Origin of the sequence: Microbacterium azadirachtae (assembly GCF_000956505.1) — a bacterium.
GTDB classification, from domain to species: Bacteria; Actinomycetota; Actinomycetes; order Actinomycetales; family Microbacteriaceae; genus Microbacterium; species Microbacterium azadirachtae_A.
On sequence record NZ_JYIX01000016.1, the window covers coordinates 1 to 23,381 of the forward strand.

Here is a 23,381-nt window from a genome sequence, read left to right on the forward strand (position 1 = left end):
GTCCCGCCCCCTTGGTTACCCGCGAGACTCCAACTCGGCGACGAGACTGCAGTGCGCGAGCGCAGTCTCGTCGCCGAGTTGGAGTCTCGCGGTCAACCAAGGGGGCGGGACACGCCAGCCGGACGCAGGTTTTCCTGAATCATTCAGGAAAAGCTACCCTGGAGTCATGGACACGTCGGCGATCCTCCGCGGGGCGGGACTGCGCGTCACCGTGCAGCGCATCGCGGTGCTGCAGGCCCTCGCGCTCGCCCCGCACAGCTCCGCGGATCGGATCCACACCGCCGTCGACGGCGCCGGCATCGCCCTGCCCACCGTGCACGCGATCCTCGGAGACCTCGCGACGGCCGGCATCATCCGCCGGGTGAGCCTGCCCGACGCCGACCGGGCGCTCTTCGAGGTCGAGCCCGGCGACAACCACCACCACATGCAGTGCGTGCGCTGCGGCCGCCTGGAGGTCGTCGCCTGCGCCGTCGGCGCCTCCCCCTGCCTGCACCCCGCCGAGGACCACGGCATGAGACTGCTCGAGGCCTCCGTCACCTACCGCGCGGTCTGCCGCGCGTGCGACGAGGCGCCCGCGGCCGCCTGACCGAGACTCGCGCCGCACCCGCCCCTGGACCACCGCCGGGGAGCGGTGCTCGGCGCGCCATCGACCGACCAAAAGAAGAGGAAAGGATCAGCCTTGTCTGAGAACACCTGCCCGATCGACCACGCCGGCAGCACGCCTGCCCCGCGTCCCGCGGGCGGCCGCACCGGCAACACCGACTGGTGGCCGGAGCGCCTGAACCTGCGCCAGCTCGCGAAGAACCCCGCCGTGGGCGATCCGCACGGCGAGGACTTCGACTACCGCGCCGCATTCGAGGCGCTCGACCTCGACGCCGTCAAGCGCGACATCGCCGCCCTGCTCACCGAGTCGCAGCCGTGGTGGCCCGCCGACTTCGGCAACTACGGCCCGCTCATGATCCGCATGGCCTGGCACTCCGCGGGCACCTACCGGGTGTTCGACGGCCGGGGCGGCGGCGGCACCGGCCAGCAGCGCTTCGCCCCGCTGAACAGCTGGCCCGACAACGTCGGCCTGGACAAGGCGCGCCGCCTGCTCTGGCCCGTGAAGAAGGCCTACGGCAAGGCGCTGAGCTGGGGCGACCTGATGATCCTGGCCGGCAACGTCGCGCACGAGCAGATGGGCATGCCGACGTTCGGCTTCGCCGGCGGACGTCCCGACGTGTGGGAGCCGGACGAGGACGTGTACTGGGGCTCGGAGAAGATCTGGCTCGACTCCAGCGCCCGTATCGGCACCGACGAGCAGGGAGAGCGCTCGCTCGAGAAGCCGCTCGCGGCCACCATGATGGGACTCATCTACGTCAACCCCGAGGGGCCTGAGGGCAACCCGGATCCGGTGCTCGCCGCGAAGGACATCCGCGAGACGTTCGGCCGGATGGCGATGAACGACGAGGAGACGGTCGCCCTCATCGCGGGCGGCCACACGTTCGGCAAGACGCACGGCGCCGCGCCCGAGGCCGGCAACGTCGGCGAGTCGCCCGAGGGGGCGCCGATGGAGCAGATGGGCCTGGGCTGGAAGAGCAGCCACGGCGCCGGGCACGGCATCGACACCATCGGATCCGGCCTCGAGGTCACCTGGACCTATCACCCCACCCGCTGGGACAACGAGTTCTTCCACATCCTTTTCGCCTACGACTGGGAGCTCACCACGGGTCCCGGCGGCGGCAAGCACTGGAAGCCGACCGATGGCGCCGGCCTCGACATGGTGCCGGAGGCGCAGGGCGAGGGCCGTCGGGAGCCGCGCATGCTCACGACCGACGTGGCGTTGCGGGAGGACCCGATCTACCGGGAGATCTCGCTGCGCTTCAAGGACGACCAGGCCGCGTTCACCGACGCCTACAGCCGCGCGTGGTTCAAGCTGACCCACCGCGACCTCGGCCCGAAGGCCCGCTACCTGGGCGCCGAAGTCCCCGCGGAGGACCTGCTCTGGCAGGACCCGGTGCCCGCACCGGAGGGCGCGCCGATCGGCGCCGCTGACGTCGCCGACCTGGAGCAGCGCATCGCGGCGACCGGCCTCAGCGTGTCCGACCTGGTGTCGACCGCGTGGGCCGCGGCAGCCTCGTTCCGCGGCAGCGACAAACGCGGCGGCGCGAACGGCGGCCGGATCCGGCTCGAGCCGCAGCGCAGCTGGGAGGTCAACCGCCCGGCAGAGCTCGCGCGCGTGATCGCGGCACTGGAGGGCGTGCAGGAGGCGTTCAACGCGGAGGGCGGCGCGCAGGTGTCGTTCGCCGACCTCGTGGTGCTGGCCGGGAACGTGGGCGTGAAGCAGGCTGCGGCCGCCGCCGGGCGTGCCGTCGAGATCCCGTTCACGCCGGGGCGCACCGATGCGACGCAGGAGCAGACGGACGTCGACTCGTTCGCCTACCTCAACCCGCAGGCCGACGGCTTCCGCAACTACGCCAGCGACGTGGCCAGGGCGATCCCCGCAGAGGTGCTGCTGGTCGACCGGGCGGGGCTGCTGACCCTCTCCGCGCCCGAGATGACGGTGCTCGTGGGCGGCCTCCGCGTGCTCGGTGCGAACTGGGACGGATCCGCCTACGGCGCGTTCACGCACATCCCCGGCGTGCTCACGAACGACTTCTTCGTGAACGTGCTCGACCTGAACACGACGTGGAAGCCGCTGGATCCCGGATCCCACGCCTTCCAGGCCACGGACGACGCGACGGGCGAGAAGACCTGGGTCGGTACGCGTGCGGACCTCGTGTTCGGCTCGAACTCCGAGCTGCGGGCGCTGGCCGAGGTGTACGCGAGCGACGACGCCGGCGCGAAGTTCGTGGACGACTTCGTGAAGGCCTGGGTCAAGGTCGCCGAGCTCGATCGCTACGACGTGCGCTGACCGGATCCGCCCGTCCGACGGCCCGTCCCGATCCCGGGGCGGGCCGTCGCTCTTGCGGCGCAGGATGCGCCTTCGCCGGTAATGTCGCTGACGGACAGCGGCGCCCGACTTCCCGCGGCGCCAGAGAGCAAGGAGCCCCATGTCCTCCTCCCCCGTCGACGCACCGGCCGCTCCGGCCTCGTCGCTCGCTCCGCGCCTGGTCGCGGAGGGCCTCGGCACGTTCCTGCTCGTGGCGGCCGCGATGGGCACCGCCCTGTTCGCGTCCAGCCACTTCACCGATCCGGGCGCGCAGGGCTCCGTCTACCTCGCCGTGGCGCTCGCCGTCGGCCTTTCGGTGCTCGTCGGCGTGTACGCCTTCGGACCGATCTCGGGCGGGCATTTCAACCCCGCCGTGACCCTCGGCGCGGCGGCCGCGGGGCGGATCGCGTGGCGGGACGCCGGTCCCTACATCGTCGCGCAGTGCGTGGGCGGCGTCGTGGCATCGACGGTGCTGACCCTGATCGGCACGTTCGGCCCTGAGGGCTGGCTGCCCCGGGCTCAGGACTCGGGCTTCGCGAGCAACGGCTGGGGCGCGCTCTCCCCCGGCGGCTTCGGGGTGTGGGCGGCGATCATCGCCGAGGTCGTGTTCACGGCGCTGTTCCTCTTCGTGATCCTCGGCGTCACGCATCCGACGCGCGGCACCCCCTTCGCGGGCGTCGCGATCGGGCTGACGCTGACCCTCGGCGTGCTGGCGACCCTGCCGATCGACAACGCCTCGCTGAACCCCGCGCGCTCGCTGGCCACGGCGATCTACGGAGGAGTCGCACCGCTCGCGCAGCTGTGGGTGTTCCTGATCTTCCCGATCCTCGGCGCCCTGATCGCCGGCTTCACCTATCGCGCGCTCTTCGACCAGCCGAACCCCGCCGCGCAGGCGTGACCTCGGGCACGACCCGTCCTCGGACGGCGGGCCCGCTCAGCCTGCCACGAGCGTCGGCGTCCCCGCCTCGAACTCGGTGAGGTCGCCGCTCTCGCCCCGGCGCTGCGCACGACGGCCCAGGATCAGCATGTAGGCGAGGAAGACCGCGAGCGCGAGCGCGCCGATGCCGATCTTCACGGGCCAGGGCAGCCCCCAGCCGGTCACGAAGCCCTCGACCATGCCGGAGAGCCCGAGCGCGAACACGAGCCCGATGGCGACCGTGCCGAGCGAGCGTCCTGCGACCGCGAGCGCTTCGCCGCGGGTGCGCTCCCCCGGCACGAGCCAGGCCCAGAAGATGTGCAGGCCCGCCGCTGCGGCGACGAAGATGCAGGTGAGCTCGAGCATGCCGTGCGGCAGCAGGTAGAGGACCACGACGTCGCCGCGGCCGAACGCGAACATGATGCCGACCGCGAGGCCGACGTTCACGGCGTTCTGCATGAGGACCATGACCGGCCAGATGCCGGTGACCCCGAGCAGCACGCACTGCGCCGCGATCCACGCGTTGTTCGTCCACACCATCCCGGCGAACTCCGCCGCGGGGTTCTCGGTGTAGTAGTCCGTGAAGGAGTGGTCGGCATAGTACTGAAGGTCGGCCTTGGATCCGAGCGCCGCGACGAGAGCCGGATCCGAGGTGATCCAGATCGCGACCCCGACCATCACCGCGAGGCTCGCGAGCGCGATCACGAGGGTGGTCCAGCGCAGCCGGTACGGCGCGGCGGGGAGCTGCAGGGTGAAGAATCGGGTGATCTGACGGAGCACGTTCTCGCCCTGCCCCGTCAACCGCAGTCGCGCCCTCGCCAGGATCGTGGAGACGTGCGCGCTCTGCGGCGAGGAGCCCACCGAGCTGCGCAGGTCGGCCAGATCCGCCGAGGCCGCACGGTAGCGCGTGATGAGCTCGTCGACACCGGCACCGTCGAGCGCCTGTCTGCTGAGTTCGTCCAGGCGCGCCCACTCGCGGCTCCTGGCATCGGCGAGTGCGTCGGCGTCCACGTGTTTTACTGTACCCATGTCGGATGCCAGCGCCTCGAACGCCGTGGGCGCCGCACACTCGATCGCGGCGCTCGACAGTGACGACGAGGTGCTGTCCGGTGAGGCCGTCGCGATCGAGGTCCAGCCCGTCGGCCTGTTCTTCCGCACACTGGGCGCCCTGATCGATGCTGTCCTGAGCTGGGCGGTCTTCCTCGGGTACATCGCCGTGCGCTACTGGATGCTCGGCGCCTTCGGCGATCACGCCCTCGACGGCATTCTCTCCGTGCTGGCCCTGGTCACGGCGTTCGTGATCGTGCCGTGCACGATCGAGACCCTCACGCACGGCCGCAGCCTGGGCAAGCTCGCGGTGGGCGGACGGATCGTGCGCATCGACGGCGGTGCCGCCGGCTTCCGGCACGCCCTCATCCGCTCGCTGATCGGCGTGTTCGAGACCTATCTCACGTTCGGCGCCGTGGCCTTCCTGACCGCGGCGTTCACCGCCCGCTCGCAGCGCCTGGGCGACCTCGTCGCCGGGACGTACAGCCAGAAGGTGCGCACGCCGCGCCTGGCCGCGCGGGTGCTCATGATGCCCCAGGGGCTCGAGTCATGGGCGGCGATCGCCGACGTCGCACGCATGCCGGATCGGCTCGCGCGGCGGATCTCGCAGTACCTGGACAGCTCGCCGCAGCTGCTGCCCGCCGCCAGGGCGCGGATCGCGCACGAGCTGCTGACCGAGGCATCGGCCTACATCTCTCCCCTGCCGGCTGCTCCCCCGGAGGCCGTGCTCGTCGCGGCGACCGTGCTGCGCCGTGAGCGGGAGCGGCGAGCGCTGGCCCTCGCCGACGCGCGCGTACAGCGCCTCAGCGGCGTCGACGTCGGCGTGTGATCAGGCCCGCCGGTCCCTGAGCGAGCGCAGCGAGACGGTCCCTGAGCGAGCGCAGCGAGACGGTCCCTGAGCGAGCGCAGCGAGACGGTCCCTGAGCGAGCGCAGCGAGACGGTCCCTGAGCGAGCGCAGCGAGACGAAGGGTCAGGCCTGCAGGGTCTCGTGCCGGACGACGATCCAGCCGGCCGGCACCGAGAGGCGCTCGGCGTGGATCGCGCAGAGATCGTGCGCATGCGGGTCGTTCTCGGCGCCGAGCGGCCCGAGCGCCGCCATCTGGTCGCCGTAGTCGTAGGTGAGGGTCGCCACGGCCTCGCGCGCGCAGCCCACCTTGGAGCAGAGTCGTCCGTACATCCCCCTCAGGCTACGGGGCCCGCAGGCGTGCTCCGGGAGGCCGCGCGCACGACCGCCGGATCCGCCGCCCGCCGCAGAGCACCCCGGGCGACGCCTAGACTGGCGGCATGCGCCGTGCCCGCCCCTCCCGCCGCGCGGTCGTCCCGCGTCGTGGCGACCGGCACGGCCGCCACGGCCGCCTGGGCCGCAGCTCCGTCGTACGGCCACCGCTGCCTCCCCTCGATGGACGACTCGACACCTTCGATCTGCACGTCGGATCCGCGGTCGAGCTGCTGCGCTCGATGTGGCCGGATCTGCGCCCCGTGCGCATCGAGATCGCCGCGATGCCCACCCACTCGGATCCGGACGGGCTGCCGCGGTGGCTCGTGGACACCCAGGCGCAGCGGATCGTGTTGTTCCGCGTGCCCATCGAGCGGCTCCTCGAACCCGGGCACGACGACGCATCGCACCGACGTGTCGCGATCGAGGGCGCGGTGTTCCGCGCCGCCGCGCAGTACATCGGTCGCGAGCCGTGGGAGATGGATCCGCGCGGCTTCGACACCGACGAGTGAGGCGTCCGGCGCTTCGGACGCCGTGACCCCGGCGCCTAGCGCTGGTAGACCGTGATCGGGGCCGCCGCGGCGTCCGTCGCCCAAACCGGATATCCGGCCAGCAGTCCGATGCCCGAGTAGACCACCGCGGCCCTGACGGCCGTGGGAGACGAGAGCGTGTACGTCGTGGAGGCGCTGAGCGCGACCGTCGCCGCGCCGTCCGGCTGCAGCGCGACGCGCTGGGTCGCCCCGCCCTGGAGCGGGGTCAGCTCGACCGTGGTCGCCTCAGCGGTCGCGTTCTGCAGGTGCAGCTGCGGCGCTGGCCCCTCCGCCACGGCGAAGGCCGTGGTCCCGGTGAGCAGCGGCGCGGGCGTCATCCAGGCGAAGTCCGATCCCTTGGCGAAGCCCGTGGTCTGCCAGGCCGCGGCGACCACCGGGGTGCTCGACTTCACATCGATCGCGTAGAGCCCCGGCTTCAACGCGGAGAAGTTGACGGAACCGACCTGGCCGGCGGTGAGCTTCACGGTCTTGGGGTCGCCGACCTTGCTGCCGTTGGCCGCATTGCGGGGCTGCAGGGTCACGGTGGCGTCTGCGTCGGGCGCCAGCAGGCGCACGGCGGTCGAGGCGTTGTCGTCGTCGTCGGAGCCGACCAGGGCGCGCACGCCGAGCAGTGAGAAGTCCTTCTGCGGCTGCGCGATCGCATCCTGCACGTCGATGCCGACCGGATCCAGGGTGCGGATGAGGCTCGACTGCAGCGCCGCGCGCACCGGGGCGCCGCTCGAGGTCACCTTGACGACCGGGCTGCTCTCCCCCGCGGAACCCGCGACGAGCGGCACGGTGGACTGGGTGCCCGCGGGCACCACGAGCTCAGAGGAGTGCGTGCCGCCGGCGGATCCGTACTCGGTGAACGTGACGGTCGCCGTGACCGCCCCCGGGTTCGCGATCAGCAGGATGTCGCTGGAGCCGGTGGTGCCGGCACCGCCCACGATCCAGGACTCCATGCTGGGCGGACGGCAGGCGGATGCCGCGAAGCCGGAGAGGTCGTCGGCGGAGACCGTCACGGACTGGGCCGCGGCGACGAGCGCCGGCGCCCTGTCGTGCGGGGAGGCCGTGAACCCTGGAGCCGCGGTGGCCCCGACCACGTCGGACATGCCGAGTTCGGCCGAGGTCAGGTCCGCGCCCTCCGAGGCGCCGCTCACGAGCTTCGGCGTGCCCGCCACGCTGAGCTGCGAGGCCTGAGCCGCGTCGCGTCCGAGAGCGAGGAAGGATCCTGCGCAGCTGAGCAGCGTGTCGCCCGCGACGGGCTTGACCGTCGTGTGCGCGGGCGCGCTCGCGATCGTCGGCCAGGCCGCGGGGATCGCGATCACGGCACCCGCGACGCAGGCGGCCGAGACCACGATGCCGGCCGTGAGCCGGGCGCCGGTGGCGACGAGACGGACGGAGGTCCTGCGGCTCATGCGTCTGCCTCCTTCGCGGGCGTGGATGCGGTCTCGGCGGCCGCGGCTCCTGGATCCTCGGGATCTGAATCCTCTGGATCGGGACGGGGATCGGGATCGTCGCGGTCCGGTTCCGGGTCGCCCGATTCCGCAGCGGTGTCGGCTGCGCCCTGCTCGGGTGCCTCACCCGCCGTCTCGATCGCCGCGGCGGGCTCTGCCGCCGTCTCGATCGCGTCCGCATCGGGCTCGGCGGCAGCATCGTCCGGCGTCGCCTCGCGCGCCGTCTCCGCAGGAGTCTCGGCGACCGCCGGGGCCTCGACGACCGCCAGAGTCTCGGCGACCGCCGGGGCCTCGACGACCGCCGGAGCCTCGCCCTCGGTGCCGGATGCGGGCGCCGCGTCCGAAGCCAGCGCCTCGCCGGGCGCCGCGACAACGGCGGGGACCACGACGGATGCCGGCGCGGCCTTGCGCTTCTTCGAAACGCGCACGGGGCGCTCCCGCTGCGGCTTGACCGGGCGGGGAGCCCGCTCCGGCAGCACGCCGACGGCGCGGGGAACCGCTCGAGCCGCCCGGCGCGAGGCACGGGTCGGGATGGAAAGCAGGAGAGCGGCGAGCAACACGATGAGCTCGACCGTCACCACCAGCTGCGCGGTCGCGCGCTGTCCGACGCCGAGCCCCGCGCGGGCGGCGGGTTCGGCGTCCATGCGCCACAGAACGCCGCGGGCCGTCTCCCCGACGCGCACGAATCCCGCACGCTGATCCAGAGCGGTCGCGGATTGCAGCCGCAGCGAGCGCTCGGCCGACGTCTCCTTGTCCGTCCCCGCCTGCAGCAGTACGAAGCGCACGCCCAGGGCGCCGAGCGCCTTGGGCGCGTCGAACTGCCGCGCGGAGACGAGGTCGACCGTCAGCTCGGTGTAGTCCTTGCCCGGCACGGAGGTCGCGGTGTTGATGATCGTGGACTGCGCACCGAGCGTGGCGCTCGCACCCCAGACGACAGTGCTGGCGAGGGCGCCGTCCGACTGCGCGCTGAGCACGAGGGTGCCGAGCTCGCGATCGGCGCGGGCCTGCGCATTCACGTAGGCCGGAAGCGTGGTCAGGTCGCCGCGCTGGATGGTCGCGGTCCCCGCGACGAACGACACGGCGGTCGGCACCGCGCACACCACGACGCCGGCGGCGGCGATGAGCGCGGCCGTGCTGCGCAGGGCAGGGCGCGTGATCGCGCAGTCCAGGGTCACGAGAGCTCCGCCCAGCACGCCGATCCAGGCGAGGCTCAGCCCTGTGCCGGGCCAGAGCGGCACGGCCTGCGACTGCGCGAAGGCGACGGTGACGCCCACCGCGGCGAATGCGGTGGCAAGGCCTGCGGCGGCGACGAGAAGGGATCCGATCCCGACGCTCCAGCGACGCGTGATCGTGGAGACCAGCGCGAGCACGGCGAGCGGGGCGGCCAGCCAGAGCACCCAGGAGGCGTCCTTCATGCCCAGGAGCGCGGGCCAGCCCGCCTGGTCCATGGTCGGCAGGCCGGCGAGCAGCGACAGCCGCCCTGCCGCGTCCGCGGTCGCCTGCGGCGCCACCACGATCGCGCCGGGATCCGACAGCAGCGCCCACAGGGTTCCGTGCGCCGCGTGCCAGATCGCGAGGGGGGCGAACACGACGACGGCGGGCACCAGCACCCAGACCATGCGCACGGCGCCGCGCATCGAGCGGCGCGCGAGCAGCCACACGATGGCGACGAGCCAGAGCAGCACGAACGCGGGTGCGAGCGAGGGCGCGCAGGCCAGTGCCGCCGCGGTCAGAAGAGATGCGGCCCCTGCCGCGCCCCAGGAGCGCTGGGCGACGAGAGCGGTGTGGAGCACCCACGGCAGCAGCAGGTGCAGCAGCACCGCGGCCGGGCGCCCCTCGGCGAGGGCGATCAGGAAGGTGGGCGCGAGCGCCCACACGACACCGGCGAGAATGCGCAGTCCCGGCTTGTCGGTGATCCGGGTGGCGGCGAACCAGCCGCCGAGCACGGCGAGAGGCAGAGCCGCGACCCAGAGCAGCAGCAGCGCGTAGGAGGGCGACCCCGGCCAGAGCGAGCCGAGGACCGCCAGCACACCGGAGAATGGATCCGCAGGGCCGACGACGTCGACCCCGAAGCCGCGCTGCCCGTAGGCGGCGTCGCGCCACAGCGCCTCGACGGTCTGCCGCAAGGGCAGCAGCGCGCCGCCGCCGAGGGCGGGCCAGGCCAGCAGCGAGGCGAACAGCGCGACGCCGGCGACCAGCGCGGCGAGCACCGCCCAGGCGCCGCCACCGGAGAAGAAGCCGAGGTCCTCGTGCACGCCGGCCTCGGTGCCGTGACCGTCGTCCAGGCGCTGGCGCAGCTGCGCGCGGGTGACCCGGAGCGGGGCGATGCTCGCCCAGCTCGCACTGCGGTCGGCGTGGATCGCCCTGCGGGAGCGCGCGACGGCGGATCCCGAGACCATGGCGACGGCGGCCGCACCCCATTCCGGGAGCACGGCGGCGGGGCGCTTGCCCGTCAGGTGCGTGATGGAGCGCCACAGCGCGAGCGGCAGCAGCGAGAGCCAGTGCAGCGGCACCACGGCGGCGGGAGCGTAGCTCAGGCGCCGGTGCAGCTGCGCGCGGCGGCGGGCGAAGGCGTCCGCGGCGGTGCCCTCCGCCTCCGCGCCATCGTCGACGGCGATCCGTGCGCCCGCGGCGAGCACCATGCGTCCGCCGGCGAGGCGCGCGCGGATACCGAGGTCGAGCCCCTCGTCGCGTCCGCCGAGGCCCGCGTCGGGGCGCAGTCCGCGGCCGCCGCGCAGGAGCAGACCGCGCGCATCGGCGCCGAGCGCGTCGTCCATGCCGTCATGCTGCCCCTGGTCGAGCTCCCCGTGTGCGGGGTCGACGGCGCGGCCGAGGCGGGTCATGCTCTGCCCGAACGACACGATGCGGTGCTCGTCGAGGGCGCTGACGAGCTTGGGTGCGGCGATCGCCGCGGCCGGCGAACGCTCCAGCGCTCCGGCGAGCTGCGCGAGCGCCGCGGGAGCGGGAGCGCAGTCCTCCGTCAGGATCCACAGGGCCGCATCGGCGGCCACGCGCGGGAACGCGAGGGCGACCGCCTCGGCGAGCGTCGTGGACGCCTTGGTCTCGATCACCGCTTCCGCGGCCTCGGCGACGCGGGCACTGGCCCGCAGCGCGCTCGAGGAGCCGCACGCGACGATCGTCAGCGCATCCGGCCGGCGCGTCTGGGCGGCGAGCGCATCGAGAGCGCGCAGCAGGCGCGCGAGGGAGGTCGCACCCGAACGGGCGACGAGGACGGCGTGTACTCGGGCAGACATGACGGGGTCAGCCTAAGCGGGCCACCGCCGGGTGGCGGGATGGGACGCGGGCGCGTCCCGGATTTCCCGGCAGAAGCATTCAGCCGGCGCGGCGCTTGAGCTTGCGGCGCTCGCGCTCGGAGAGGCCGCCCCAGATTCCGAAGCGCTCGTCGTTGTTCAGCGCGTACTCGAGGCATTCGCCCCGCACGTCGCACGTGGTGCAGATGCGCTTCGCGTCGCGGGTCGAGCCGCCCTTCTCCGGGAAGAAGGCCTCCGGATCGGTCTGCGCGCACAGCGCGTCGCTCTGCCACGCGAGTGCGTTGTCGTCGCCCTCGGTCGGGCGACGGACGCCCGGCACCCCCAACTGGACCGGATCAACGAACCAGTCGTCGGGAACGTCTGAACGGTATGCCGTCATGTCGCCCTCTCCCTCGTATCCCCCCGGGTGCCCCGCGGGCCGCGTTGCACTACTAATTACACCCGTGTCATTCGCCCTGGTCAAGTCGCGGATCGTAAACCCTCAAGCACGCGTTGAACGTTCTTCGCCGCATACGGCGTGTCGCACCGGCGTGTCGCAGGCCCGGCCACGATCCCGACGTCACAGGACGCGGGCGGTACTCTGAACCACGATGGCGCAGCACTCCCGACTCTCCACGGCACTCCCGCCGAGTGCTCCGGCACGCGAATCCACCGGGCACCTCTTCCTGCGCGCGCATATCGTGCTGCTGCTCTTCTGCGTGTTCGCGCACACGGCGATCTTCAATCTGCTCGGCGCGGACGGGGCGGGCGCCGTGCTGGGCGTACTGATCCTCGGCACCCTCGGGCTCGCGATCCCGCGCATCGCGCTCGCCAGGCCCGCACGATTCCCATGGCGCCGCATGCCGTGGACAGCGCTCGGCTACACGGCGCTGGCCCTGCTGTCGGTGTCCTGGTCGGGATGGCCGTGGGCGACGCTGCTCACCTGGACCCTGCAGGCGGCGATCACCGTCGTCGCCCTGTTCATCGCGTTCACGCTGAGCTGGCACGAGATCGTGCGCGCGCTCTCGAGCGCGCTGAAGTGGATCCTCGGGCTCTCGCTGCTGCTCGAGCTCTGGGTTGCGCTCGTGATGCGGCATCCACTGCTGCCGTTCTTCTCCGAACTGCCCGCAGGCAAGCCGGATCCGCACTGGTACTGGGTGCGCGGCGACCTGTTCGACGGCGGCCGGGTGCAGGGCATCGTCGGCAACTCGAACACGCTCGGCATCCTCTGCGCCTTCGCCCTCGTGGTGTTCGCGCTGCTGTACGCGCAGGGAGCGCGACGCAGACGGGCCCTGCTCGTCTGGATCGTGCTCGCCGCCTTCTTCTTCCTCCGGGCGGGTTCCGCCACCGCCTACGCGTCGTTCGCGGTCGGCGCGCTCGTGCTCGTCGCGGCTCTGCTCATGCGCCGCACGCGCACGCCGCGCGGACGCACGCGGTTGTACGCCCTGTTCACCGCCCTCGCCCTGCTCGGCGCCGCGGCCGCTTGGTTCGGCCGCGACGTGCTGTTCGGCGCCCTGGGAAAGTCCTCCGACCTTACAGGACGCCTCGAGATCTGGCGCAAGGTGTGGGCTCGCGCCGTCGAGCGCCCGGTCTTCGGCAACGGCTTCTCCTCCCCGTGGGTGCCGTGGGACCCGGCCTTCCACGACTGGATCATCGATCACCGCATCACGGTGTTCATGGCGCACAACATGTGGCTGGACGTGTTCCTGCAGCTGGGCCTCATCGGCGTGATGCTCATCGCGATCGCCTTCCTCGCGTTCGCGTGGCGCGCCTGGTTCTTCGCCGTGGACCGCCCCCGCTGGGATCTCGTGCAGGACCGCCCCTATGCCGCACTGTCGCTGCTGCCGACGATCCTCGTCGCGATGCTCCTGGTTCTGGGGCTCGCGGAATCGACGCCGATCATGCTGTGGGGCTGGCTGCTGCTGATCCTGCTGTCGTTCAAGATGAAGATCTCGCCGTTCGTGGGATCCGGTCCCGGCGAGGGCGCGCCGCCGCAGTCGCGCCGGCGGACGGCATGACCACTCCGCGGCGACGCCTGGCGAGGACACTCGCCTCGGTCGAGATGGCGCGCGCCTACTCGGCCTGCGCGCTGCTGAGCGTGTTCGGATCGTTCGCGATCGCGGCATTGACCTCGACCGCGACCCTCAACACGATCATCGCCGTGCTCTGCGTGATCGGCGTCGGCATCCTCTGGGTGCGCCGCGAAGAGCTCAGTCCGCTCCGGCTCGCGCCGTCGACGCTGCTCGCATTCCTCGCCTGGACGCTCGCGAGCGCGGTCTGGTCGACCGCGTCCGCGGCCTCCCTGAAGGCCTGGGCCGCCCTCGCCGGATACGCGGTGATCGCGGTCGTCGTCGGCCACATCAGGGACACCCTGCAGACCGTGCGCGCGCTGGGGGACGCGCTGCGCATCCTGCTCGGCGCATCGCTGATCGCCGAGATCATGAGCGGGATCCTGCTGGACATGCCGTTCCATTTCCTCGGCATCCAGGGCGAGCTCGCGGCGGGGGGACCGATCCAGGGCCTCTTCGGCACGCGCAACATGCTCGGGTTCATCGCGGTCATCGCCGTCATCACGTTCGTCGTGGAGTGGCGCTCGCAGTCGCTGTCGGCGGCGATCGCGATCCCGTCGGTGGTGGTGGCGGGGTTCCTCGCGCTCTTCTCCGCCTCCCCCACCGTGCTCGTGCTCGCGGCCGCCGTGGGCGCGGCGAGCGTCGCCCTGGTGATCGTGCGGCAGGCCCCCGCCGCACGCCGGCGCCCTCTCCAGTGGGCGATCGGCGGCGTGGTCCTCGCCGTGCTCATCACGATCGCGATCTTCCGCACCCGCGTCATCGCCGTGCTCGATGCGGGCAGCGACTTCAACATCCGTGTCGAGCTGTGGAGCAACCTGCTCACCTACGTGCAGCAGCGCCCCGCACAGGGGTGGGGCTGGTTCGGCCTCTGGAGCGACGCGCTCTACCCGTTCAACTCCATCAACTACTTCACCCAGGACCACCACGGCAGCGCGCTGAACGCGTTCTTCGACACCCTGCTCCAGGTCGGGGCCGGCGGGCTCCTGCTGTTCTCCCTGCTCGGCGGGGTCGCCCTGGTGCGCTCCTGGCTGGTCGCGAGCGTCCGCCGCTCTGTCGTGTACGCCTGGACACCCCTCGTCCTCGTCGCCCTCGCCGTCGATTCGGTGTTCGAGAGCTTCACCCTCGTCAACGCCGGATGGTTCCTGCTCGTGCTGTGCGCCCTCCGCGCCGGCCAGTCCCGGTCCTGGCGGGAGAACATCGACGCCGTGCAGACGAGCTCGACGCCGCTGCCGGACCGCTGACCCGCCGCCGCGCCGCGGGCGGACTGCGAGGCGCGCGCATGCGTTCGCAGGGTTGCACGGGCTTCCGCGGGTAGGCTGAAGACCTCCCCTTCACCCTCTCTGGAGCGACATCCGTGACCCCTGACCGCCAGAACGGCGCCGCCGGCTTCGACCCGGCCACCGCGACGATCGTCGTCGTCACCTACAACCGCTCGCACCTGCTGCAGGGACTGCTGGACAGCATCGCGCAGATGGACCCGAAGCCGGGCCGCGTCGTCATCATCGACAACGCCTCCTCCGACGACACCACGGACGTCGTCGACTCCTACCGGTCGCGGATCGACGCGGAGATCGTGTACCGGCGCCTGGAGACCAACACCGGCGGATCCGGCGGGTTCAGCGAAGGCATGCGCACCGCGTACGAGCTGGGATCCGAGTGGATCTGGATGATGGACGACGACGTCGAGGTGCTGCCGGACGGACTGGCCCGCATGGGCGCGTGGGCCCCGAGGTTCAAGAGCATCCAGGGCCGCCGCTACGACTACGACGGCAGCGCCTTCTACTGGCAGTACCGGATCGCCGAGCGCATGGGCATCCCGATCCCGTTCGCCCCCGCCGGTTTCGACGCCACGGGGTTCAAGCCGATGAACAGCGGCTGCTTCGAGGGCATGTTCATCCACCGCTCGATTGTCAAGGAGATCGGCCTTCCGGATCCGCGGTTCTTCATCTACTGGGACGACCAGATGTACGGCTGGCTCGCCTCCCGGCGCACGCAGGCCGTCATCGTCGACGAGTTCGTGCTGCGTCGCACCCGCGAGATCAAGCAGTGGGACATGGGCGTGCGGCACATGAATGCGTCCAGCAACGCCTACCGCTACTACATCATGCGCAATCGCGCCTACCTGAAGCAGTACTACCGCGTGCACCGCGTGTACAACCCGGTCCTGTTCGGCCTCGGCACCGCGATGACCTTCGCGAAGGAGCTCATCCGCCTGGTGTTCGTCGAGCGGACCGTGCGCGGCACCAGCAACCTGTTCCGCGGACTGCGCGACGGCGGCCGGATCGGCCGTGACCGCAGCTGGCGCCCGATGCCCGCACTGGAGGACTGAGGACTGATGAGCGAGCAGAAGCCGGAGGCCGTCTGGGTCTTCCCTGAGGAGCCGAAGAAGCGCGGCGGCCGCATCGCCCTGATCATCGGGCTCGTGGTGGCGGCGCTCGTCGTGGCGGCCATCGTCGTCTTGTTCCTGATCCCTCGCGGTGACGGCGTCCCGACCCCTACGGCGAGCCCGACGGCGTCGAAGACGGCGACCCCGAGCACCACGCCGATACCGACCGTCGTTCCCACCGACCTCCCGACGGCACCGGTGACCACGCCGCCCCCGGTGCCCGACCCGTCCGTGGACGCGTTCCGCGGGCAGGTTCAGCCGCGACTGGACGACGCGTCGACCGGCCTCGAGCTGGTCCAGAGCCAGAGCGGCGATGCAGCGGTGCAGGTCGTCGACTCGCTGCAGAACGATGCGCAGAACCTGGCCGGACAGCCCGCGCCGACCGCGATCGCGACGCAGTGGGGCGAGGCCGTGAACGTCTACGCCGCCCGGCTGCAGTCGCTGCGCTCGGCGTATTCCGGCGGATCCGACCCGTCGGGCGCGCTCGATGACGCGAAGGCCGCACTCGGACAGCTGCGCTCGCTCGTCGGGCTCTGATCGGGCGCAGGACCGCGCCGGGTCCCGGCCGCGGTCGGAGCGCGGCTCAGGGGTTGTCGGCGTTGTAGCTGTCCAGCACCTCGCCGATCGACGCATCCAGCACGAGCCCGCCCTTGTTCAGGTAGAGGCCGCGCGTGCAGAACCGGCGCAGGTCCTTCTCGTTGTGCGAGACGAAGAACAGCGTGCGCCCTTCGGCGAGAAGCTCGTCGATGCGCTGATAGCACTTGTCCCGGAACGCCTTGTCGCCGACTGCGAGCACCTCGTCGACGAGCAGGATCGGCTCCTCGAGCTGCGACACGACCGAGAAAGCCAAGCGCACCTTCATGCCGTTCGAGAGGTGCTTGTACGGGGTGTCCTGGAACTTCTCCAGCTCCGCGAAGTCGATGATGTCGTCATAGCGCGCCGAGACCTCGGCCCGCCCCATCCCGTGCAGTCCCGCGGTCAGCCGCACGTTCTCACGCACGGTGAGGTCGCCCACGAAGCCGCCGGTGAGCTCGATCAGCGGCGCCACGCCGCCGTGCACGCGCACCTGGCCCTCGTCGGCGAGGAGGACGCCGGCGACGAGCTTCAGGAGCGTGGACTTGCCCTGGCCGTTCCGGCCCACGACACCGATCGCCTCGCCCTGCCGCACGCGGAAGGAGACGTCGCGCAGCGCCCAGAACTCGCCGGGCCGGTTGCGCCGCTTCTTGCCGGCGAACAGGTCCTTGAAGCTGCGGCGTCCGCGGCGGCCGAGCCGGAATCGGACGCCGAGTCCGTCGACCTCGATCGCGGAGTGCTGCTCGGTCATCACAGCTCCTTCAGCACGTCGCGCTCGAGCGAGCGGAAGGTGAACAGTCCGAGGGCGAGGAAGATCACCGTCACGATGGCACCGATGATGACCGGCTCCGGCTGCCACTGCCCCGGGAACAGGCCGACGCGGTACAGCATGAAGATCCCGGACAGCGGGTTCAGTGCGCCGATGATGTGCAGCTGGTGCGGCAGGTCCTTGAAGCCGTAGATGATGGGCGACACGTAGAACAGCGCGCGCAGGATCAGCGCGGTCGTGCGCTCCAGGTCGGCCCACAGCACGCAGAGCGGCGCGACGAGCAGCCCGAGACCGACCAGCAGCACGGTCTGCCAGATCATCGCGACGGGGAACAGCAGCAGCGACCAGTTCGGCTTCGCCCCGGCGAAGATCGCGAAGAGCACGAGCACGGGGATCGCGAACGCGAACTCCATCCCCTTGGTCAGGATGACGCGCATCACCCAGATCGACCGCGGGATCGCCGTCGAGCGGATCAGCCGCGCGTCCTTCTTGAACGCGCGCGTGAACTCGCCCACCGCGGTGTTGAACCAGACCCAGGGCAGCAGCGCGACGATGAGGAACACGATGTACGGCTGCTCCCCCACCTGGCCGCGGTGGAAGACCTGGGTGAACACGAACCAGTAGATCGCGCTCATCACGAGCGGATCCAGCACCGACCAGAGGTAGCCGAGCACGCTCGTCGCGTAGCGCACGCGCAAGTCGCGCGCGGACAGCAGCCACAGCGAGTGGAAGTAGCGCCGGGGCGTTCCGGGTGCGCCGGCCGTCGTGTGACTCACGGTTCCGAGTCTAGGCGGCGGCGATGACCATCCCTGTGTCACGGCTTCAGGAAGTCGCCGAGCTGCTGATCGAGAGCAGGAGCCAGGGTCTTGACGAACGGGAAGCTGAGATGGTTGGTGTCCAGATACACCGCCACATGCCCCATCTCGGTGAGGCAGAGTCCGTTCGGGCAGATCCACGGCGTGAAGTCGACGAGGCCGATGCGATCCGCGAGCGGCGCGGCCGGATTCTCCGCAGCAAGGGCCTGCTCGACGGGGAAGTTGCACGGGTGGCCCTCGATGGCGCACTCGTAGCGGTTGTCGACCGCCGAACGAGGGTTGTCGCGCACGCCGACGACGCGGATCCCCTCGGACAGGAACCTGTCCACGGTCTCGTTCACGCCGTCGATGAGCCGCTCATCCGGGGAGTCGGGGGAGGCCGCGGTGACGATCGTGAAGAGCGCGTCGGGATGCATCGACACCACGAGGTCGGTGGCGTCCCGCTGCCAGTCGTCGCAGTAGTTCGACAGGTCCGTCCCCTCCTCGTGCGTCTCGAGCGAGCACCACGGGCGCATCAGCATGACGACCCCCCAGCCACGCTCGTCGGCGACGGGGCGCAGGGCTCCGGAGAACTGGTTCGCGTGGGAATCGCCGATGACGACGACGAGCTGCTTAGCGGTGGCGGCGTTCTTCGTCTGCGAGCAGCTCTCCTGGACGTCGGCGATGTCCGATGCGAACCGACCGGTGCACGGTTCGTCGAGACGGGACCAGCGCTCGCGATCCCCCGCACCGGGGACGGGGATCAGCGGGACGTCCTTGCCGTCGCCCGCGGTGTCTCCCCCGGCTGCCCCCGTGTACTGCGCCGCGAAGGCCGCCTTCTGGATCTCCGCGTTGACGGTCGTGGCCACCTGCCAGGGCGCCAGCACCGCGGCGACCAGCGCCACGCAGAGCGCGATCACGCCGACGTTGCGCCAGGGCCTGCCGCGCTCGCCTCCGGGCAGTCTCAGCGGACGCTCCACGAGCACGGTCACGAGTCGGGCCAAGATGAGCGAGAGACCGATGATCGCCAGGCCGTCGAGGAACGAGGCGTGCGGTCGCTCTCGGACCGTGAGCCACAGGATGAGGATCGGCCAGTGCACCAGATAGAGCGCGTACGCATCGCGTCCGAGCGCCAGAACGGGACGGGTCGCGAGGAATCGCCCCGGCCCGAGATCGCCGAGCTCTGGGTGCTCGTCCGCCGGCCGCGTGCCTGCGACGATCACGAGCGCGGCCGAGACGATGGGCCACAGCGCGAGGTAGCCGGGGAACCCTCCGCGCACGTCGATGACCATGCCGCAGACGACGAGCCCGACCAGGCCGAGCCAGCCGAGGACGGCCCGCAGCACCCGCGGCACCCGCACATACGGCAGCGCGAGCGCGAGCAGGGATCCGGCCGCGAACTCCCAGAGCCGCGCGCGGGTGTCGAAGTAGGCGAAGGTCTGCTGCTCGGCGGTCTCCCACACGGAGAACGCCAGCGACCCCGCGAACACGAGGCCGAAGAGAACGGCCATCACCGACGCGGCGGACTTCCGCGTCCATCGGACGAGAAGGGCGCCGAGGAGGAACAGGACGGGCCAGAGCACGAAGACCTGCCCCTGCACCGAGAGAGACCAGAAGTGCTGAAGCGGCGAGGCCAGACCGGAGTCGTGCGCGTAGTAGTCCACGCCGTCGAAGCCGAGGACCCAGTTCTGCACATAGCCCAGGGAGGCCCATCCCTCCTTCCACAGCTGAGGCCACGCCGACTCCGGCAGCAGCAGCCAGCAGGCGCCCAGCGCCGCGGCGAGGACGACCGCGGCCGCGGGCATCAGGCGCCGGAAGCGGCTCAGCAGGAAGGTTCCGACCGCGAGCGGCCTGCCGGCGTCCAGCCGGCGCGCGAACGAGCGCGTGAGGAAGAAGGCCGAGATCATCAGGAAGACGTCGACGCCCCCTGACACCCGCCCGATCCAGACGTGGTACACGACGACGAGAAGGATCGCGACGGCACGGAGTCCGTCGATGTCGCGGCGATAGCCGGGCGACGACGGCGGCACGGCGCTGCTGCGCGCCGCCGCCGCCCTGTGGGCCCGTCGGGATTCTGCGTCGACCGTCATGCCAACTGGTTGTTCCACATCGACAGAGCGGATCCGATCGCCATGTGCATGTCGAGGTACTGGTAGGTGCCGAGGCGACCGCCGAAGTGCACGCCCTGCTCGCCCTTGCCGAGCTCGCGGTACGCGAGGAGTCCCTCGCGGTCGGCCGACGTGTTCACCGGGTAGTAGGGCTCGTCGCCGCGCTCTGCGAAGCGGGAGAACTCTCGCATGATCACGGTCTTGTCCGTCGGGTACCGGTCGGCGCGCTCGGGGTGGAAGTGCCGGAACTCGTGGATGCGCGTGTACGGCACGTCCGCATCCGGGTAGTTCATCACGCTCGTGCCCTGGAAGTCGCCCACGTCGAGGACCTCCTGCTCGAGGTCGATGGTGCGCCAACTCAGCTCGCCCTCGGCGTAGTCGAAGTAGCGGTCCACCGGACCGGTGTAGACGATCGGCACCTGACCGACCGTCGCCTTCTTGTTCAGCGGCTGCGACTCGTCGAAGAAGTCCACGTCGAGCTCGACGTCGATGTTCGGGTGATCCGCCATGCGCTCCAGCCACGCGGTGTACCCGTCCGTGGGCAGTCCCTCCCACGTGTCGTTGAAGTAGCGGTTGTCGTAGTTGTAGCGCACCGGCAGCCGGCTGATGATCGACGCCGGGAGCTCCCTGGCGTCGGTCTGCCACTGCTTGGCGGTGTAGTCGCGGATGAACGCCTCGAACAGCGGGCGGCCGATCAGCGCGATCCCGCGCTCTTCGAGGTTCTTCGCCTCGTGCGCGTCGAACTCGCCCGCCTGGCCCGCGATGAGGACCTTCGCCTCAGCGGGCGTGTAGGCGGAACGGAAGAACTGGTTGATCGTGCCGAGGTTGATCGGCAGCGGATACACCTCGCCGCGGTGGGTCGAGTACACCCGGTGCACGTAGCTCGTGAAGGTCGTGAACCTGTTCACGTACTCCCACACGGTCGGGTTCGACGTGTGGAACAGGTGCGCCCCGTAGCGGTGCACCTCGATGCCCGTGGTCGGCTCGTCCTCGCTGTAGGCGTTCCCGCCGATGTGATGACGACGGTCGACGACGGTGACCTTGCGCCCCGCTGCGGCGGCGCGCTCTGCGATGGTGAGGCCGAAGAAACCCGACCCGACGATGAGGAGATCCATCAGAGTTCCCCTTCCTGCTGGCGCTCGTGAGGACGTTCCGGCGAACGAAGTGCGATCTGCCGCGCGAGCTGGGTGATCTGCGCGTCCTGTGCACGCCTGTGCCGCACGGCGGTGAGCGCGTTGCCGACGAAGACGATGATGAAGGCGTACAGCAGCAGATCCGTGCCGCGCCCCACCCCGACGCTGCGGGCGAGATCGTCGATGAGTCCGGGGAACAGCACGGCGAAGACCGCTGCCGCGAACAGCAGGATGAGGGTGATCGTGCGGATCGCCTGGTTGCGGGCGGAACCACCCGGCCGCAGCAGGATGAGTCCGAAGATGATGAAGGCCGCGATCAGCAGGACCTTGATGATGATCTGATCGAACATGTCCGGTCCTATTTGATGAAGAGCTCGCTGAGGATGTTCACGGAGTTCCAGAGCGACTGCCCCTTCGACCGCGAATAGTCCGTGTAGATGATGTGCACGGGCTGCTCGGCGTAGCGGAGCTTGTGGTTGCCGATCTGAGCGACGATCTCGCTCGCATGCGCCATCCGGTTCTGACGGATCCGCAGGGTGCGCGCGGTGGTCAGGTTGAACGCGCGAAGGCCGTTGTGCGCGTCGGTGAGGCGCACCCCCGTGCTGAGGCGCTCGAAGAGGACGGCGAGCCGCAGGACGAGCTTCTTGAGGGCCCCCGCGTTCGTGCGGCCGTCCAGGAATCGTGATCCGACGATGATGTCGTAGGGCTCGTCGCGGAGGCGCTGCACCATCGCGAGCGCGTCGCTGACCTGGTGCTGGCCGTCCGAGTCGAACGTCACGAAGTAGGCGGCGCCTGGCTGGCTCCGCGCGAACTCGATGCCGGTCTGCAGTGCAGCGCCCTGTCCGAGGTTGATCGGGTGGCGCAGCACGATCGCGCCGCCCGCGAGCGCCTCCGACACGGAGTCGTCGGAGCTCCCATCGTCGACGCAGACGATGTTCGGGAACGTGGTGCGGGCATCGGCGATGACCTCTCGAACCACCGTCGCCTCATTGAAGAGAGGGATGATGAGCCAGGTGTCGTCGTTGTGCGAGGAGTGATCCATGAGGCTTTCGGGAGGGGAAACGGGCCGCCCCAGTCTATGTCACGCCATCCTGGAGCGCCCCTGGACGCTCCGCACCAGGGTTTCGACGTACTCGTCGGCACGGTCCTCCCAGTACCAGCCGTGCAGCCGCGCATCGCCGGCATCGGCGTTGCGGGCCGCATCCACCGCCTCGAGCAGCGCCCCGAGATCCCGTCGCTCCGCGATCATGACCGGGTAGCCCTGTTCTCGCAGAAGTCGCGCACCGGGCACGTCGTAGGTCGCCACGCGACCGTCCACGTCCAACGCCTCGAGCAGCGTGGTCTGGAATCCCTCCGCGAGCGTGGTCGGATTCACCAGGATCGCCCCGCGCAGTTCGCGCCGCACCTCCTCTGCGGAGACGCGTCCGCGGACCGCGATCCGTGCTTCGAGCCCCGCGCGACGGATCCGCTCCTCGATGCCGGCCCGGTCCGGTCCGTCTCCGAGCATCACCGACTCGAGGCCGGGGTTCTCCGCCGCCAGCTCCGCCACGAGATCGACGAAGACGTCCGCGCCCTTGCCCGCGACGAGACGCCCCACGAAGACCAGCCGGTCCGCGCGCGGGAATCGTTCAGAGGTCGCGGGTCGCGGGGACGCGTCGATGGCGTTGTAGAACACGCGCGCCTCGCGCCCTGACAGTCGGCGGACGAAGGCCGTCACGCTCTCCGAGACGCCCAGCACCTCATCGGCCGCGCGCAGTACGTGGCGCCCGAGCGTGCGGTCGACCATGCGGCTCGCCATCGAGATGAGCGCGGACGGCGAGACGACGTGGTCGCTGCCGTGCTCGGTGTGCACGACCGCGGTCCCGGCTCGCCGACCGGCGCGCAGGCCGATCCAGGTCATCGGGAAGAAGCGCGTGTGCACGGAGACGGCGTCGATGCGACGCTCCTTCAGGAGGCGCGCGATCCGCCGCGTCGTCCCCGGCGACGGGAACCCGAGAACGTCCCCGACCCGCAGATGCTCCCGCATCCGGATGACCTCGATGCCGTCCTCGGACGACGCACCCGCGACGTCGGCAAGCGTGATCACGAGGATCTCGTGCCCGGACGACCGCAGGCGCCGTGCCAGGCTGTGCACGTGCGTCTCGACGCCGCCCGTCTTGGGCGGGTAGTTGTTGACGACGAAGGCGATCCTCATCTGCGCTCTCCTCGGGCTTCGCGGCG

The 23,381-nt window shown here is 70.9% G+C and carries 21 protein-coding genes; 9 read left to right on the forward strand and 12 right to left on the reverse strand.

Annotated features, from left to right (window positions below; translation table 11 throughout):
* The first annotated feature begins 166 nt into the window (after positions 1 to 166).
* From RS86_RS00840 to RS86_RS00850, 3 genes are all read left to right on the forward strand, one after another.
* Positions 167 to 586 (forward strand): Fur family transcriptional regulator, encoded by a 420-nt coding sequence (locus RS86_RS00840; RefSeq protein ID WP_045270315.1) that lies wholly within the window; start codon positions 167 to 169, stop codon positions 584 to 586.
* Between the two features lie 93 nt (positions 587 to 679).
* Entirely contained in the window at positions 680 to 2,893 is a 2,214-nt protein-coding gene (gene katG / locus RS86_RS00845) for a catalase/peroxidase HPI (RefSeq protein WP_052679992.1), read from the forward strand.
* Between the two features lie 139 nt (positions 2,894 to 3,032).
* Positions 3,033 to 3,809, forward strand: coding sequence for an aquaporin (locus RS86_RS00850; RefSeq protein ID WP_045270317.1), 777 nt, complete (start codon positions 3,033 to 3,035; stop codon positions 3,807 to 3,809).
* Positions 3,810 to 3,845: 36 nt separating this feature from the next.
* On the opposite strand, the gene RS86_RS00855 is transcribed toward RS86_RS00850, so the two are convergent.
* Positions 3,846 to 4,838: a stage II sporulation protein M gene (locus RS86_RS00855; RefSeq protein ID WP_045270318.1), complete on the reverse strand. Its 993-nt coding sequence runs from the start codon at positions 4,836 to 4,838 to the stop codon at positions 3,846 to 3,848.
* Positions 4,839 to 4,854: 16 nt separating this feature from the next.
* On the opposite strand from RS86_RS00855, the gene RS86_RS00860 reads away from it, so the two are divergent.
* Positions 4,855 to 5,703 carry an RDD family protein gene (locus tag RS86_RS00860; RefSeq protein WP_082076463.1) on the forward strand — a complete coding sequence of 283 codons (849 nt, stop codon included), beginning with the start codon at positions 4,855 to 4,857 and terminating at the stop codon, positions 5,701 to 5,703.
* Between the two features lie 142 nt (positions 5,704 to 5,845).
* Here RS86_RS00860 and RS86_RS00865 read toward each other — a convergent pair whose 3' ends face one another.
* Positions 5,846 to 6,052 (reverse strand): DUF3499 family protein, encoded by a 207-nt coding sequence (locus RS86_RS00865; protein WP_045270319.1) that lies wholly within the window; start codon positions 6,050 to 6,052, stop codon positions 5,846 to 5,848.
* A 107-nt stretch (positions 6,053 to 6,159) separates the two neighbouring features.
* Between RS86_RS00865 and RS86_RS00870 the strand changes: the two genes are divergently transcribed.
* Positions 6,160 to 6,603 carry a hypothetical protein gene (locus RS86_RS00870; RefSeq protein ID WP_235281556.1) on the forward strand — a complete coding sequence of 148 codons (444 nt, stop codon included), beginning with the start codon at positions 6,160 to 6,162 and terminating at the stop codon, positions 6,601 to 6,603.
* A 35-nt stretch (positions 6,604 to 6,638) separates the two neighbouring features.
* Here the strand turns inward: RS86_RS00870 and RS86_RS00875 are convergent, their stop codons facing one another.
* The 3 genes from RS86_RS00875 to RS86_RS00885 form a co-directional block, all read right to left on the reverse strand.
* Positions 6,639 to 8,039, reverse strand: a complete 1,401-nt coding sequence (locus tag RS86_RS00875) for a DUF5719 family protein (RefSeq protein WP_045270320.1) — start codon at positions 8,037 to 8,039, stop codon at positions 6,639 to 6,641.
* The gene (locus RS86_RS00880; protein ID WP_200892723.1) at positions 8,036 to 11,332 is read right to left on the reverse strand and encodes a glycosyltransferase; all 3,297 of its coding nucleotides are present in this window, start codon (positions 11,330 to 11,332) and stop codon (positions 8,036 to 8,038) included. The genes RS86_RS00875 and RS86_RS00880 overlap by 4 nt, the downstream gene beginning before the upstream one ends.
* Before the next feature lie 79 nt (positions 11,333 to 11,411).
* Positions 11,412 to 11,729 carry a WhiB family transcriptional regulator gene (locus RS86_RS00885; RefSeq protein WP_082076464.1) on the reverse strand — a complete coding sequence of 106 codons (318 nt, stop codon included), beginning with the start codon at positions 11,727 to 11,729 and terminating at the stop codon, positions 11,412 to 11,414.
* Between the two features lie 211 nt (positions 11,730 to 11,940).
* On the opposite strand from RS86_RS00885, the gene RS86_RS00890 reads away from it, so the two are divergent.
* The 4 genes from RS86_RS00890 (at position 11,941) to RS86_RS00905 (ending at position 16,321) form a co-directional block, all read left to right on the forward strand.
* On the forward strand, positions 11,941 to 13,347 hold the full coding sequence (locus RS86_RS00890) for an O-antigen ligase family protein (RefSeq protein ID WP_045270321.1): 1,407 nt from the start codon (positions 11,941 to 11,943) through the stop codon (positions 13,345 to 13,347).
* Positions 13,344 to 14,639, forward strand: coding sequence for a lipid A core--O-antigen ligase (locus tag RS86_RS00895; protein WP_045270322.1), 1,296 nt, complete (start codon positions 13,344 to 13,346; stop codon positions 14,637 to 14,639). Before RS86_RS00890 ends, RS86_RS00895 begins: the two co-directional genes overlap by 4 nt.
* A gap of 113 nt (positions 14,640 to 14,752) precedes the next feature.
* Positions 14,753 to 15,727, forward strand: a complete 975-nt coding sequence (locus tag RS86_RS00900; protein ID WP_045270323.1) for a glycosyltransferase family 2 protein — start codon at positions 14,753 to 14,755, stop codon at positions 15,725 to 15,727.
* Positions 15,728 to 15,733: 6 nt separating this feature from the next.
* On the forward strand, positions 15,734 to 16,321 hold the full coding sequence (locus RS86_RS00905; RefSeq protein ID WP_052679993.1) for a hypothetical protein: 588 nt from the start codon (positions 15,734 to 15,736) through the stop codon (positions 16,319 to 16,321).
* A 46-nt stretch (positions 16,322 to 16,367) separates the two neighbouring features.
* Here RS86_RS00905 and RS86_RS00910 read toward each other — a convergent pair whose 3' ends face one another.
* The 7 genes from RS86_RS00910 to RS86_RS00940 are packed head-to-tail and all read right to left on the reverse strand — an operon-like array spanning position 16,368 to position 23,355.
* The gene (locus tag RS86_RS00910; RefSeq protein WP_045270325.1) at positions 16,368 to 17,108 is read right to left on the reverse strand and encodes an ABC transporter ATP-binding protein; all 741 of its coding nucleotides are present in this window, start codon (positions 17,106 to 17,108) and stop codon (positions 16,368 to 16,370) included.
* A complete protein-coding gene (locus tag RS86_RS00915) occupies positions 17,108 to 17,902 on the reverse strand; it encodes an ABC transporter permease (RefSeq protein ID WP_045270326.1) in 795 nt (264 codons plus the stop codon). The genes RS86_RS00910 and RS86_RS00915 overlap by 1 nt, the downstream gene beginning before the upstream one ends.
* Before the next feature lie 38 nt (positions 17,903 to 17,940).
* The gene (locus RS86_RS00920) at positions 17,941 to 20,010 is read right to left on the reverse strand and encodes an acyltransferase family protein (protein WP_052679994.1); all 2,070 of its coding nucleotides are present in this window, start codon (positions 20,008 to 20,010) and stop codon (positions 17,941 to 17,943) included.
* Positions 20,007 to 21,143 (reverse strand): UDP-galactopyranose mutase, encoded by a 1,137-nt coding sequence (glf, locus tag RS86_RS00925; protein ID WP_045270327.1) that lies wholly within the window; start codon positions 21,141 to 21,143, stop codon positions 20,007 to 20,009. The genes RS86_RS00920 and glf overlap by 4 nt, the downstream gene beginning before the upstream one ends.
* Positions 21,143 to 21,511, reverse strand: a complete 369-nt coding sequence (locus tag RS86_RS00930) for a DUF2304 domain-containing protein (RefSeq protein ID WP_045270328.1) — start codon at positions 21,509 to 21,511, stop codon at positions 21,143 to 21,145. The genes glf and RS86_RS00930 overlap by 1 nt, the downstream gene beginning before the upstream one ends.
* Positions 21,512 to 21,519: 8 nt before the next feature.
* Positions 21,520 to 22,203 carry a glycosyltransferase family 2 protein gene (locus tag RS86_RS00935; protein WP_045270329.1) on the reverse strand — a complete coding sequence of 228 codons (684 nt, stop codon included), beginning with the start codon at positions 22,201 to 22,203 and terminating at the stop codon, positions 21,520 to 21,522.
* Positions 22,204 to 22,242: 39 nt separating this feature from the next.
* Positions 22,243 to 23,355, reverse strand: coding sequence for a glycosyltransferase family 4 protein (locus RS86_RS00940; RefSeq protein ID WP_045270330.1), 1,113 nt, complete (start codon positions 23,353 to 23,355; stop codon positions 22,243 to 22,245).
* Between the last annotated feature and the right edge of the window lie 26 nt (positions 23,356 to 23,381).

Coding starts and splice junctions, on each gene's coding strand:
- RS86_RS00880 (WP_200892723.1), bottom strand. CDS start 11,332: ATGTCTGCCCGAGTACACGCCGTCCTCGTCGCCCGTTCGGGTGCGACC.
- RS86_RS00940 (WP_045270330.1), bottom strand. CDS start 23,355: ATGAGGATCGCCTTCGTCGTCAACAACTACCCGCCCAAGACGGGCGGC.
- RS86_RS00850 (WP_045270317.1), top strand. CDS start 3,033: ATGTCCTCCTCCCCCGTCGACGCACCGGCCGCTCCGGCCTCGTCGCTC.
- RS86_RS00890 (WP_045270321.1), top strand. CDS start 11,941: ATGGCGCAGCACTCCCGACTCTCCACGGCACTCCCGCCGAGTGCTCCG.
- RS86_RS00920 (WP_052679994.1), bottom strand. CDS start 20,010: ATGACGGTCGACGCAGAATCCCGACGGGCCCACAGGGCGGCGGCGGCG.
- RS86_RS00930 (WP_045270328.1), bottom strand. CDS start 21,511: ATGTTCGATCAGATCATCATCAAGGTCCTGCTGATCGCGGCCTTCATC.
- RS86_RS00910 (WP_045270325.1), bottom strand. CDS start 17,108: ATGACCGAGCAGCACTCCGCGATCGAGGTCGACGGACTCGGCGTCCGA.
- RS86_RS00860 (WP_082076463.1), top strand. CDS start 4,855: ATGTCGGATGCCAGCGCCTCGAACGCCGTGGGCGCCGCACACTCGATC.
- glf (WP_045270327.1), bottom strand. CDS start 21,143: ATGGATCTCCTCATCGTCGGGTCGGGTTTCTTCGGCCTCACCATCGCA.
- RS86_RS00875 (WP_045270320.1), bottom strand. CDS start 8,039: ATGAGCCGCAGGACCTCCGTCCGTCTCGTCGCCACCGGCGCCCGGCTC.
- RS86_RS00895 (WP_045270322.1), top strand. CDS start 13,344: ATGACCACTCCGCGGCGACGCCTGGCGAGGACACTCGCCTCGGTCGAG.
- RS86_RS00885 (WP_082076464.1), bottom strand. CDS start 11,729: ATGACGGCATACCGTTCAGACGTTCCCGACGACTGGTTCGTTGATCCG.
- RS86_RS00905 (WP_052679993.1), top strand. CDS start 15,734: ATGAGCGAGCAGAAGCCGGAGGCCGTCTGGGTCTTCCCTGAGGAGCCG.
- RS86_RS00840 (WP_045270315.1), top strand. CDS start 167: ATGGACACGTCGGCGATCCTCCGCGGGGCGGGACTGCGCGTCACCGTG.
- RS86_RS00935 (WP_045270329.1), bottom strand. CDS start 22,203: ATGGATCACTCCTCGCACAACGACGACACCTGGCTCATCATCCCTCTC.
- RS86_RS00865 (WP_045270319.1), bottom strand. CDS start 6,052: ATGTACGGACGACTCTGCTCCAAGGTGGGCTGCGCGCGCGAGGCCGTG.
- RS86_RS00870 (WP_235281556.1), top strand. CDS start 6,160: ATGCGCCGTGCCCGCCCCTCCCGCCGCGCGGTCGTCCCGCGTCGTGGC.